The 12,460-nt window shown below is 61.3% G+C and carries 13 protein-coding genes and 1 pseudogene; 6 read left to right on the top strand and 8 right to left on the bottom strand.

Annotation, left to right across the window (positions count from 1 at the left end; all coding sequences use genetic code 11):
* The first annotated feature begins 23 nt into the window (after positions 1–23).
* The 6 genes and pseudogenes from KFB96_RS04300 to KFB96_RS04275 all read left to right on the top strand — a co-directional run bounded on the left by KFB96_RS04300 (position 24) and on the right by KFB96_RS04275 (position 5,848).
* Positions 24–548, top strand: a complete 525-nt coding sequence (locus tag KFB96_RS04300; protein WP_213459303.1) for a sigma-70 family RNA polymerase sigma factor — start codon at positions 24–26, stop codon at positions 546–548.
* Positions 545–910 (top strand): annotated as a pseudogene (locus KFB96_RS27400) (response regulator); the annotation flags it as partial. The gene KFB96_RS04300 and the pseudogene KFB96_RS27400, both read left to right, overlap by 4 nt.
* Before the next feature lie 112 nt (positions 911–1,022).
* Positions 1,023–1,880 (top strand): DUF692 domain-containing protein, encoded by an 858-nt coding sequence (locus KFB96_RS04290; RefSeq protein WP_213459302.1) that lies wholly within the window; start codon positions 1,023–1,025, stop codon positions 1,878–1,880.
* The gene (locus KFB96_RS04285) at positions 1,873–2,652 is read left to right on the top strand and encodes a putative DNA-binding domain-containing protein (RefSeq protein WP_213459301.1); all 780 of its coding nucleotides are present in this window, start codon (positions 1,873–1,875) and stop codon (positions 2,650–2,652) included. The genes KFB96_RS04290 and KFB96_RS04285 overlap by 8 nt, the downstream gene beginning before the upstream one ends.
* A gap of 403 nt (positions 2,653–3,055) precedes the next feature.
* A complete protein-coding gene (locus KFB96_RS04280; protein WP_213459300.1) occupies positions 3,056–5,014 on the top strand; it encodes an ATP-binding protein in 1,959 nt (652 codons plus the stop codon).
* Positions 5,015–5,350: 336 nt separating this feature from the next.
* Positions 5,351–5,848 carry a peptidylprolyl isomerase gene (locus KFB96_RS04275; protein WP_213459297.1) on the top strand — a complete coding sequence of 166 codons (498 nt, stop codon included), beginning with the start codon at positions 5,351–5,353 and terminating at the stop codon, positions 5,846–5,848.
* Between the two features lie 122 nt (positions 5,849–5,970).
* On the opposite strand, the gene KFB96_RS04270 is transcribed toward KFB96_RS04275, so the two are convergent.
* The 8 genes from KFB96_RS04270 to KFB96_RS04235 form a co-directional block, all read right to left on the bottom strand.
* Positions 5,971–6,132 (bottom strand): hypothetical protein, encoded by a 162-nt coding sequence (locus tag KFB96_RS04270; RefSeq protein WP_213459296.1) that lies wholly within the window; start codon positions 6,130–6,132, stop codon positions 5,971–5,973.
* On the bottom strand, positions 6,129–6,449 hold the full coding sequence (locus KFB96_RS04265) for a hypothetical protein (RefSeq protein ID WP_213459294.1): 321 nt from the start codon (positions 6,447–6,449) through the stop codon (positions 6,129–6,131). Before KFB96_RS04265 ends, KFB96_RS04270 begins: the two co-directional genes overlap by 4 nt.
* Before the next feature lie 49 nt (positions 6,450–6,498).
* On the bottom strand, positions 6,499–7,008 hold the full coding sequence (locus tag KFB96_RS04260; protein ID WP_213459292.1) for a peptidylprolyl isomerase: 510 nt from the start codon (positions 7,006–7,008) through the stop codon (positions 6,499–6,501).
* Between the two features lie 5 nt (positions 7,009–7,013).
* Positions 7,014–7,364: a hypothetical protein gene (locus KFB96_RS04255; RefSeq protein ID WP_213459290.1), complete on the bottom strand. Its 351-nt coding sequence runs from the start codon at positions 7,362–7,364 to the stop codon at positions 7,014–7,016.
* A 222-nt stretch (positions 7,365–7,586) separates the two neighbouring features.
* Positions 7,587–9,470, bottom strand: a complete 1,884-nt coding sequence (gene aprA, locus KFB96_RS04250) for an adenylyl-sulfate reductase subunit alpha (RefSeq protein WP_213459288.1) — start codon at positions 9,468–9,470, stop codon at positions 7,587–7,589.
* Positions 9,470–9,952 carry an adenylyl-sulfate reductase subunit beta gene (aprB, locus tag KFB96_RS04245; RefSeq protein WP_120798671.1) on the bottom strand — a complete coding sequence of 161 codons (483 nt, stop codon included), beginning with the start codon at positions 9,950–9,952 and terminating at the stop codon, positions 9,470–9,472. The genes aprA and aprB overlap by 1 nt, the downstream gene beginning before the upstream one ends.
* A 39-nt stretch (positions 9,953–9,991) precedes the next feature.
* On the bottom strand, positions 9,992–10,855 hold the full coding sequence (locus KFB96_RS04240; RefSeq protein WP_213459286.1) for an adenylyl-sulfate reductase: 864 nt from the start codon (positions 10,853–10,855) through the stop codon (positions 9,992–9,994).
* Between the two features lie 327 nt (positions 10,856–11,182).
* Positions 11,183–12,361, bottom strand: a complete 1,179-nt coding sequence (locus KFB96_RS04235) for a hypothetical protein (RefSeq protein ID WP_213501747.1) — start codon at positions 12,359–12,361, stop codon at positions 11,183–11,185.
* Positions 12,362–12,460: the final 99 nt, after the last annotated feature.

The raw sequence follows: 12,460 nt of genomic DNA, 5'->3' as shown, positions 1-12,460 counted from the left end.
CACTCCATCGCCGGGACATCGCCATGAATACCACACTCTCCGAAACCGCCCTGCCCCAGCCAACACCCGAGACATTCGGTTTCGCCGCGCTGGTGCAGACCTACGGGCGGGATCTGCACCGCTATGCCTACAGACTCTCGGGCAACCTCCACACCGCCGAGGATTTGGTGCAGGACACCCTGTTGCGGGCCTGGCGCTCGTTGGACAGGCTGCAGAACCGCGACGCCTTGAAGGGCTGGCTCTTCACGATCGTCCGGCGCGAGAACGCCCGCCGCTTCCAGAGGGTCCAGGGACAGGTCTCGGACATCCCGACCGAGGAGCTTCCCGACAGCCATGTGACCTACGACACCTCCACCGAGGCATTCGTCCTGCGCCGCGCCATCCGGGAGCTGCCCGTCGAGTATCGTGAGCCGCTCGTCCTGCAGGTGCTTCACGGCCTATCGCAGCAGGAGATCGCGGATCGACTCGGCCTGACCTCGGCCGGCGTGGGGACGCGCCTCTTTCGGGCGCGCCAAAAGCTGCGCGCGTGCTTGGGGGAACGGGGATGAGCGCCGCCGATGCCGTCGACCGATTCACCGCGTGTCGCGGTCGCCGGCCGCGTGTCCTGCTGGTCGAAGACGATCGCGCCCTGGGCCGCATGCTGACCTGGACCTTCGAGGAGCACGGCGCCTGTGCCAGGCTTGCCCGGACCTGCGCCGCCGCGCGCACGATCGCCGCCGCGGCCGGCTTCGACTTGGCCTTGGTGGATGCGGATCTGCCCGACGGCGACGGGGTGATGCTCGCGAAGGCGCTGCGTGCGGATCACCCCGCCGCTCTGGTGGCGATCTGCAACGGCCGCCACGGCATCGGCACGAGCGGACATCTGCCGCCGGGCGTCGATGCGGTCTTGATCAAGCCGGTACCGATACGATTATTGTTGGATCTCATGGAAACCGTCTGCCCACTCGGACAGCGGGCTGAAAGTACGCCTCCTAACGCGGTCTTGATCGGTATCACAATTCGAATCGGAGCCCTCAGACAGCATGACTCCAGAACCCTACCCCGTTCACGGCGCCGGCCTCGGCCTTCGGCGCTCCTTCTTGGGCGCCTTGGCCGAGCGGCCTCCCGAGGAGGTCGACTTCTACGAAATCGCCCCCGAGAACTGGATCGGCATGGGCGGCGTGAACGCGCGTCGTCTGCGCGCGCTGACCGAGCGCCATCCCTTCGTCTGTCACGGACTCTCGCTCTCGATCGGCGCCCCGACCCCGCTCGACCTGCACTTCGTGCGGCAGATCAAGGCGTTCCTGGACGAGCACGGGATCCGCGCCTACACGGAGCATCTGAGCTACTGCTCCGACGACGGCCACCTCTACGACCTCCTGCCCATCCCCTTCACCGAGGAGGCCGTGCGGCATGTTGCCGGACGTGTCCGTCAGGTGCAGGAGATCCTGGAGCGACGCATCGCCCTGGAGAACGTCTCCTACTACGGCGCGCCGGGGCAAGCGATGTCCGAGATCGAGTTCATCAAGGCCGTGCTGACCGAGGCCGACTGCGACCTGCTGCTCGACGTGAACAACATCCATGTCAACGCCGTCAACCACGGCTATGACCCGCGCGCCTTCCTGGCCGCCCTGCCGGGGGAGCGGATTCGCTACGGCCACATCGCCGGCCACTACGTGGAGGCCGAGGATCTGCGGGTCGACACCCACGGCGCGGACGTCATCGACCCGGTGTGGGAGCTTCTGGATCTGGCTTATGCCCGCTTCGGGGTCTTCCCGACGCTCCTGGAGCGCGACTTCAATATCCCGCCGTTGGATGAGCTGGTTCGCGAGGTCGATCGGATCAAACAGATCCAAGAGGCCCATGCGGCGAGATCGGTGCGGAGCGCGGCCCATGCGTGAGCATTCCGATCTCAACCAAACGGATTTCATCCAACGCCAGCGCGCCTTCGCCGCGCATCTGCGCGATCCGACGCAGGTCCCCGGTCCAGAGGATGTCGAGGATCGCCGGATGGCGATCTATCGCGAGCTGGTGTTCAACAACGTCTCGGCCTTGCTCGCGGGCAACTTCCCGGTGATTCACCGGATCTTGCCCGGCGCGCACTGGGATGACCTGATCCGGGACTTCTTCGTCCGTCATCGCGCCAAGACGCCGCTCTTTCTGGAGCTGGGACAGGAGTTTCTCGACTTCCTGCAGACGGCTCGCGCGGACGATCCGCGGGATCCGCCCTTCCTCCTGGAGCTGGCACACTATGAATGGGTCGAGCTGGCGCTGCAGATCAGCGATGCCGAGCCGGATCGGTCCTGCATCGATCCGACCGGCGACCTGCTCGAGGGCCGCCCGGTGGTCTCGCCGCTGGCCTGGAATCTCAGCTATCGCTTCCCGGTCCATCGCATCGGGCCGGATTGCCAACCGGATGCACCGTCGCCGGAGCCGACCCATCTGGTGGTCTATCGTACGCCGGACGACGCGATCGCCTTTCTCGAGATCAACGCCGTGACGCAGCGACTGTTGATCTTGCTGGAAGAGGAGACCCCGCAGACCGGGCGCGAGGTGCTCCTCCGGATCGCAACAGAGCTCGGCCATCCGAATCCGGATCAGGTCATCGCCTTCGGAGCCGGATTGATGGAGGATCTACGCACCAGGGGGGTCCTGCTCGGGACAACCAGCTAAGGCGATTTCCGGGAATGATCATCCCGGCCGTGCGTGTTGCCAATGCTTACCGGGCGACTAAAGTCGCCCCTACATGTTGGTCGATGCTTTCCCGGAAATCACCTAAGCGAGGCGTCGGCATCCCCGCGCCGACGCGTGGATGGCGATCGAGCTCCTGTCCATTCCTTCGCAGCTGTCGCATCCTTCGCGTCTTAAACCGCGCCGACTCCAGCGGTCGTCAAGTCTGCCGGGACCGACCCCATCCAAGGCGAATTCCGGAAATCTTCATGCCAAGGGCGTAGGTTGTGCCGAGCCGTGCGAGGCACAACCAACCGTCGGTGCAAGTTGTGCTTCCTATCGTCAGCACAACCTACGGGGATGGAAGTTTGCGGAAATCGATTAACGTTCAACAGCCATCCTCGACATGACTCTCGCACAGCGCCTCTCCAGCCTCGGTTTTCAGCTCACCGCCGGTTTCCTCGGTCTGGTCCTGCTCTTTACCGGTGCGGGTCTCTACGCCGTTGGCGCCTTTCAACGCCAATTGGCCTACGACGCGCTGGTCGAGATCGCCGGGCGGCTCGAGCTCACCGCAGAGCAGATCCACGCCCAAGGGATGAACTACAAGCAGAATGCCCCGCGCGACTATCCCACCTACTACCGCGACGTCCGACTCTACTATCGCGATCTGACGACCCATGTCGCGACCTTTGACCAAGTCGTGGATGCCTTCATGAAGGGCGACTTCAGCCACGCGGTGCCGACCCCGCTGCCCTGGATGATGCCGCGCCTGGGCACCGGCGTCACGCGCGCCATTCGGGACCTGGAGCAGGACTGGAAGACCTGGCGCGGCGCACTCTTCGAGGCCATGGGCGAGGACACCGAGGAGCCGCGTCTGGAATGGGCAGCCGAGCACATCATCGCCGACCATGCCGTTCTCGGCGATGCCACCGCAACCTTGACACAAGCCTTGCGCGACTGGACCGCGAGTGAGTATCGCAAGGTGGTCCAGGGCGCACTCGGCGTGGCCGTCGTCGCGATCTTGGTCGCGGTGGGCCTGCTGATGATCCTGCGTTATCGCGTTCTCGCGCCGCTGCGGCGCACCATCGCCGGATTCCAACGCGTCGCCGACGGCGACTTCGGGCATCGCACGCCGGTGGAGGGCAGCACCGAAATCCGGGAGCTGACCGGCAGCTTCAATCGCCTGTCGGTCCGGCTCGATCTGCTGCATCAGCTCATTCGACGCCTGCAGCAAGGCAGCGATCTCGACGAGCTGGTGGGGTTCTTGAGCCGCGAGTTTCGGGACCTGCTCGGGTTCGACTGGATCGGCGTGGTCTTCATCGACGATGCCCGCGCCAACGCACGCGTCGAGACCGGCTGGCTCGACGGCGCGCAGCAACCGAACGATCGGCGGCTTTACCGCTTGCAGGGCACGCTGCTGGAGTCCGCGCTGGCTGACGCCGTGCCCATCCATGTCGCCGATGCCGTCACCCGCGTACGCGAGAATCCCGCCTACGAGTTTCTCGCTCACCTGGTCGCCCTCGGCATGCGCGACGCGATCTTCCTACCGCTCACCGCGCAGACGCAGACGCCGGTCCCGGCGGTGGCGGTCTTCGCGACCCGTCGCCCCGAGGGCTTCGATGCCGCCCGGCGACGTCTCCTGGGCAACATTGCACAGCTCCTGACCCAGGCGTTCGGGCGCACCGCCCGCTTCGCCGAGCAGGGCCGTCTTGCAGCCATCGGAGAGTTCGCCTCGGGCATCGCCCATGAGCTGCGTACCCCGCTCACGACGGTGACCATGGCGCTGGAGTCGCTCGCCGGACTCGCGCTGGAGGAGCGTGCGCAACGGCGCATCGCGCTGGGCTGCGGCGAGGCCGAGCGGATGCGGCGTCTGCTCGAAGACATGCTCCTCTACGCCAAACCGCTGAGTCTGGATCTCCACGCGATCGATGTCGTTGCGGCGCTCGCCGACTTCGTTGCGGGCGATGCGGACGGCGACCGACGACACCCCGTCCGTATCGCGTCGACACCGACAGCAGGACACATTCTCGCTGACCAGGATCGCCTGCGACAGATCTTCGTCAATCTGACCGACAACGCCTGTCAGGCCGCACCCGAGGGCACACCGGTCACCTGGTACATCGAGGAGCAGGCGTCGGCGCACCGCATCCTGCTGCGCGTGCACAACGGCGGCGAGCCGATCCCGGCGCACCTGCTCGCGCGTCTGACCGAGCCTTTCTTCAGCACCAAGACCAACGGAACCGGGCTGGGCCTCGCGATCGTGCGGCGTCTGGTCGAGCAGCACGGCGGTGAGATCCGCATCGCCTCCGATCCGCAGACGGGAACCGAGGTCCTGCTGGCCTTTCCGGCCTTGACGGCGGATTGAGCGCGATCCTCGCGGCGGCGCGACGGGCATCGGCGAGGGTTGGCGGACGCTGTTGGAATCGACACCCTCCGTCCCGCACTTACAGTCTTGGTCCAAGGCGACCATGCCTTGCTCGTCACTCCGGCTATCGTGGCACGTAGCGCAGAGCGCAACGGGGCATGCGTGACACCGCAGAGCGGGTGTCACGAGCGAGCGACTGATGTGTTGCGTGGCACCGGTCTTATGAGAGAGGCCGACTGCCACGCAGCAGCATGGGATCTTTGCTTTCAACCCTTAAACTGACATGCCCGCAACGACCTTTTAGCCTCCCCAACCTGTACACTCCCCCGGAGATCTATGACCGAAGCCAGCACAAATACCATTGCCGACGGCAAGTATGTCGAGCTCACCTATCTCGTGCGCGACAGCAAGACCGGCGATGTTCTGACCGAAGTCGTGCGCCCCCTCAACTACGTTCACGGCGTGAATGAGATATTGGCACCCGCGATCACCCGCGAGCTTGAAGGCAAGGCGCAAGGTCAACGGGTCGACCTGCTTGTCGACTGCAATGCGTTGTACGGTCCGAGAGACGAGTCACTCGTGATGACCGAGAAGGTCGCCGTCGTGCCGCGCGAGTATCGCCAGGTCGGCACCCGGATCCTGATGGAGAACACGCTCGGTCAAATGAAAAGTTTTCTGGTGACCAAGATTGAAGGAGACAAGATCACCTTCGACGGCAACAACCCCCTCTGTGGCAGGGAGGTCATCTACCAGGTGAAAGTCCTGTTGGTTCGGGATGCAACGGCGGAAGAAAAAGAGTGCGGAGGAAACCTCGAGGCAAACCCCGAGAGTTGATTCAGCAGCCTGGACGACCGAGACAGCGGGGCATCGCGCCCCGCATCTGAACCGCCGGCCCGATCGACATTCGTGAAGGATCGAAGCCGCGGAACCCGGCAAGCCTCATATCCCGCTGGAGATCAGGGACGCTTCGGGGTCTTGTACTCGACCTCTTTCTGCAAAGAGTCCCAGAGCGTTTCATATCCGACAAAACCCTTATCATTGGGCTCCATTTGCTTGGTCTTGTAGAAACGCACCTTGCCTTCCGGAACCTTCGGTCTGGTCTTCGATTGCTCGCTCATAAGTCACCTTTTTTAGACAGGATTTGCAGGGCCTCATACACAAACTCGTGCGTGTATGCGTTTTCACCGCAGTGAGTCAACTCGTCATCCGACGTGCGAAAGGTCAGGTACGGATGGACTTCCTTCCCGTCGACTTCGATCGCCGACGTATCATCGATCGTACTGGCGACACTGAACGCAATGCTCGCTGTCGCGTCTTCCAGCTTCTCGCCGCTCAAGCCAGCTTCCTGCAGCTTCACTCTGATATTTTGCACCAGCTCGCGGACCAGGATGAGCTGATACTCATCAAAACGTGTCGGATCGAGATTCAGCTGCATTCTTTCTTACCCATGGCGAAGCCCTTGCTCAGGTTTTGATGATCATTCGCTAAAGGGGTACGGGCTTCACACCCGTCAGCATTGGCGGCTTTTCGACCTTGCCGCCGGCTGCCACCTCTGCCTCCGTCGGATCTCGGACGGTCAAGACCTCAAGCTCAAAGACGACGTCTCGACCACACAAGGGATTATTTCCGTCAATCGTCAAGGTCTTCTCATCGACCCTCGTGACCAGGAAGGTTTTCGCCTCGCCCCGGTCGTTTTCCATCAGGATACTGGTACCGACCTCTCGGTACTCTTCTGGAACGTTCTCGACGAGATCGGTCACGACGAGAGACTCATCCCGCGGGCCGAACAGGGTCTTGCAGTCCAGCTCGACCGACAGCGTCTCGCCGACCGCTTTGCCCTCGAGCTCGGCCATGACTTGAGAGGACAGCACGTCGTTGACGCCGTGGACATAGCCCAACGGGAAGTCGACAGCCGTCAACACATTGCCGGTCTTGGCATCGACAACGCGGTACTTGAGCTCGACGTACTTACCGTGCTGGATAGTGTCTGTCATGGTGCTCAGAAAATCGACACGGCGAAGATACGCACTTCGCCTTTCTCATAGCCGAGAACCATTCTCCCCAGCCACTCTCCCTCCTTCGTCGTACTGCGCATGCGATAGAGAACCGTCACATGCTCGCCACGCCGAATGAGACCGAGAAAGTCTCGCTCTTCGACCAGGTTCCGGGACAATTCGCTGTGAGCAAATTGCTTACCAAGCTCGACCTCGTTTAAACCGAGCAGCAGCTCATACGAGAATTTTCTGATGAACTTGCCGTATTGACCTTTGTTGGAGTGCTGGACCAACTCGTCCCACATCGGATGGGCGATCTCGAGGATTTCCTCGTCGGACTTATCGTTGATATTCATTTCGCATCGCCATCGGTGTACGTCTTGGCCATCTTGTCACGGGCGCGAGCTGAAACCGCCGGCTCAACGGCGATGAAGCCATCTCGATCAACGCCGGGCCTATTCAGTGGTGACGACGCAAGCGCGCATGACGCCTCGCCTGGCGCTCGTCCAACACGCATGGGAGAACCGCGGGAAGACGTCCGGGGCCCCGCTTCGCGAGGCCCCGGCTTCCGCACAGGCTTAGGCCGCCTGAGCCTCTGGCTTGTCATCGATCAAGTGGTACAACGGCGCCTTCTCCATGGTGTACTCGCCGGTCTCGGGATCCCGGCGGGAGACCGTGAGCACATGCCAGTTCTCGTCATCCACCTTCATCACGTCACCGCGATAGTAGTAACCGGGCCAACGGGTTTCCTTGCGGAACAGCGTGTGATGCATGACCGCCTCGGAGGTGAGGTGACGATGCTTCAGCTCCCAGGCCCGCAACAGCTCGTGGATGTTCTCCGCGGCAATCTTTTCAAGGTCCTCTTCCAGAAGCTTGAGCTTCTTCAGCCCGATATTCAGCAGCTTCTCGTTGGTCATGTAGCTGACCGTGACCCCACCGCAATACTCGTCCATCAGCTTCTGCAGACGGTCCAGACCCTGACGCGGGTTGATGTAGTGCGGGTTGACCGAGCCGGCGGTGATCTCGTTGCGATAGACCTTGTAGTGCTCCATCGGCTTGTAGATCTCTTCCTTGCGACGATTGATCTGCTCGTCGGAGACGCGGATGCCCTCGCCCTTCCCGTCGTCGATATACTTGCAGGCCGCCTTGGCCGCGAGCCGGCCTTCCGTGAAGGAACCGGACGAGAAGGCGTGCGGTGTACCACCGACAGCGTCACCCGCACCGAACAGACCTTCCACGGTGGTCATGCGGTTGTAGCCCCAGAAATAATCCGGTGGGGAGATGTCTTCGGGACCGGAGCACCAGGCTCCACACCCGGTGGCATGCGAACCCATGACGTAGGGCTCGGAGGTCGTCAGCTCCGGATTCTCATACTTCGGGTCGACATCCGTCGCGGCCCACAACACGGCCTGGCCAACGGTCATGCCCAGGAAGTTGTGCCAGCCGATCTCTTCGAGATGCGGATCCTGGAAGGCCTCCATGGTCACCATATGGATCGGACCGCGACCGGCGTTCACCTCGTTGATGAACGCGTGATTCCGCAGACAGGTGGGGATCGGGCGATGCGACAGGTGCGAGGCTTCGACGTCCAGGTAGCGCTTGCCAACCATTTCCTGGAGGGCCGGGAACCACTTGGATTCGTACTCTTCACCCATGCCGTTCTGCGTATAGGTCTTCAGATGCAGGAAGTACGCACCGACCGGACCGTAGCCGTCCTTGAAGCGGGCGAGAACGATCCTGTTCTCCATCTGGGTCATTTTTGCGCCGGCAGTGATCATCAGCCCATAAGCGGAGCCCGACGACCAGGGTGCATACCAAACGCGGCCGGCACCTTCACCGACGGAGCGTGGCTTGAAGATGTTGGAGGCACCGCCTGCCGCGACGACCACCGTCTTGGACTTGAAGACGTGGTAGTTGCCGGTGCGCACGTTGAACCCGACGGCGCCGGCGACGCGATTTTCCTTGGCTTCGTCCATCAACAGATGGGTGATGCAGACACGGTTGAAGACCTGGTCAGCGGACTTCTTGGCAGCCTCGGCGACGATCGGCTTGTAGGACTCGCCGTGAATCATGATCTGCCAGCGCCCCTCGCGCTGATACGCACCCGTCTTCGGGTTGCGCATCAACGGCAGGCCCCATTCCTCGAACTGATGCACGGTCGAGTCTACGTGGCGCGCCATATCGAACAGGAGGTCCTCACGGACCATGCCCATCAGGTCGATGCGCGCGTAGCGAACATGGTCTTCGGGGTTATTCTCGCCGAACCGGGTGCCCATGTAGCAGTTGATGGCGTAGAGACCCTGGGCGACAGCACCGGAGCGATCGATGTTCGCCTTCTCGGCAACCACGATCTTTTTGTCTTTACCCCAGTAGCGTGCCTCGAAGGCAGCACCTGTACCGCCCAGTCCTGCACCGCACACCAGGACGTCGATGCCGTCCTCAACGATTGTCTTGTAAGCCATTATTCGTACACCCCTACTTTCAGTTGGAGTCCGGCCTTTTCGAGCGTGTGCAGACCACCGTCATCGAATCGGATGTACTTCGGTTCATTGAACAGAAGCTCGCTATCGCGCATGTCCTGACTGGGAGACGGCACGTCTGCCAACTGCGGAATGTGCTTGCCCCAGGGCTTCGTCGTGATCGGGGCCAGGAGATTCATATCCTTTTCGCCGTTGCGGAAGATGATCCGCCAGGCGATGACACCTTTTTCCTCGTCGCGTTGAACCCGAACCGAGTGGCCGAGCGGGGCAAAATCCGCGTAGCCGCGGACGTCGATGGCGTTGTGCGGACAAGCCTTCACGCAGGAGTAGCACTCCCAGCACATGTTGGGCTCGATGTTGTAAGCGCGGCGCACCACCGGATCGATGTGCATGATATCCGAGGGGCAGATGTCGACACATTGGCCGCAACCGTCACAGCGCGTCATATAGACGAAGGTTGGCATATTCGTTTCCTCTTCGTGGCTTGAGCTCGCAGCTCGAGATCAATAGTGGGACGGTGCTTCGCGCTTGATGCCGAGCCCCATGTTCGGCGGATTGGCACCCATGTACTCCGGGATGTCCGGATAGCGCTCTTTGCACTCGGCGCTGGACAGGTCAGGAATCTCGGGCAGCTTGTCACGCGAGCCGTCCGCAACCGCCACCTTCTTCTGGAACGCAGCCGCGGGCTTGAAGAACATGTGTGCAAACTTCGACCAGAGGATGGTGCTGAACAGCGAGGTGGCCGCGGCGATGAAGACGATGAATGCGATGATGCTCAGCACGGAGGTCGCGCCGGACGCCCCCTGCAGCAAGGACCAGATCAGCGCGAAGGTCGCCATCAGCAAGAGCGACACAATGAACAGGTCGGACTGATGCACGTTGTGCCATTCGTTACCCTCGGAGCGGACATCGACGCGGATCTTGAACCAGAACCAGTAGCCGCCGATGCAGATCGACAGCGCACCCAGATGCCACAGCAGGGGCGCCAGACCCGCGCCCTCGCCCTCGGTGACGGGCAGGCCAAAGATCATTAGAGCCGTCGTCAAGACGAAGAAAATAAAGCCATACATCATGAACAGATGAGAGAGACGACGGTCGGGATTCTTGAACTCACTCGAGGTCAACACCTCGCCGGTCACCGTGCTCAGGGCGATACTGAGTTTCTCTCCGCTACCGACTTCGCGCTTGGCGATCTTCTTCAGCGACTGTCCTTTCTCGAAAAAGTATCGGGCACTCTTTTTATGGATAACGTCGAGCAGGGTGCCGCCGATGACCAGCAGGACCATCAGAACGACGTAGGCTTGCATGACACCTGGATCAAGTGAAAGGCTCTCGGACAAAATCGCGAAAGGGTTACTTGCGATCATTGGATGGTGACTCCAAGTTAAGAAAAGACCTCGGCTACCTCGAGGAAACGGTGACCCGATCCGCCCCCGCATCAGGTCAACTGGCTACGCCGAAGGAACGGACATCCAACCGCCCCACCGGAAAATCGGCTCCGTTGCGACGCCTTCCGCGACATGGTCGTCAGAGTATAAGCGTTTCAGCACATGCTGCGCGACTCAGACATTTTCGGCGCTCATAACTGATTCTTATGAGGCGGGCGCAAGCTGCAATAGCGCACGCGCTCTTGAGCTCTTGTTTTTTAAATACTTTTTGCACTTTGTTCGCATTTCCCTGCTCACCGCCCTGCGTCAACCCCGCCGTCGGTGACGTATCTGCTCTGGATATCTATGGGATTGACACTCCGCGCAATCCATGGTAAGCGGGAAAGGATGGTTGCGTCGAGCCTCAGCCCTACTCCCGATTGATCCGAACAAAAGACGCACGCAGGCGTCAGGTCTCGACCACGCAAGAACCGCCGTGTGATCACCGGACGTGAACCTTGGATCCGCCGACGTTCTCCCGGCAAACAGCAACCCTGAGCACCCGGTCGTCTGGTTGACGATGCCGCAGTGCAACGTGGAGATTGCGGAGGCAACCGTATCACTGGTATAGAACACCATCCCGGCGCCCCATCGTATAGGCTGTTTCCCTGCCGCCATCCGAAGCCGAGCTTCGATCCGGATCTTATCCATCACCTCGTTATCGGCGATTTCCGGATAAAGCGGATAGAAGCGAGCCACGTCCAGCGCATTCTCCCTTGACGCCAACTCCATTCTGCGCCGCTCATCCAGACCCACTCCATGCAGCATCAGCAAACGGGGCGCTTGCCGTTGCAGATAACGTCGACAAAGCTCCCGGTGCTCTTCGTTTTCCCAGTCCTCGCGGACCAAGAAAGGTGGAAAAACCTCACTCTCGTTGTACCTCCGGGTGAACCATTGCGCTCTCGGTTTGTTACTCGCGCGTTCTGCGACACAGCGTTCCAATCGGTAGTTCACGGGTCCATATGACTTGCAGCGCTCAGTCTCACTCGTTCCGATCGGCATCACAGCCGCCGGAAGCGCAGCCCAATCAGTGAGTTTTGGAAACGACGCCATCTCAGACGCGTCGATGCAAGAGAAAATCAAGGCGAGCGGCGAATGGTCTTTAGGATCAAGGAGCCAGTACTCGTAGCGATCGGCGGCCTCGAACGGCAGTCGCGCGCCGATCAGAAACCTCGCCAACTCCAGTATGCGTTGGTCCACTTGGCCATCTTCCGCGACAGGGTTATCGACAACCCGTTGGAGATCGCAACGCCTGATGTGCGCCGCCCTGGTAAAGCGGCCCTGCTGTCGACCGGCGCTTGCTTTGCCGCCGCGACTGTTGGCATAGATAAACTGAAATTCCCACACATCGCCATCCATCGAAAGCGCTCGCGCATCATCGGATGCGGCGATTTGTACTTGAGCCGAGTACGGCTGCAACACGCGTTGAGAGTGAGCTTTGATCATCTACGGTCGATTCGAGAGAGGCTCAAAAGCGAGGAAACGGTCGATACGGACCACATGATCCGGGAGAGGCCGTGCTGCATCTCATGACGACCTGTTAAT

Source organism: Thiocapsa sp. (genome assembly GCF_018399035.1).
Lineage (GTDB): Bacteria > Pseudomonadota > Gammaproteobacteria > Chromatiales > Chromatiaceae > Thiocapsa.
This window is presented reverse-complemented; position numbering and strand designations above follow the sequence as displayed.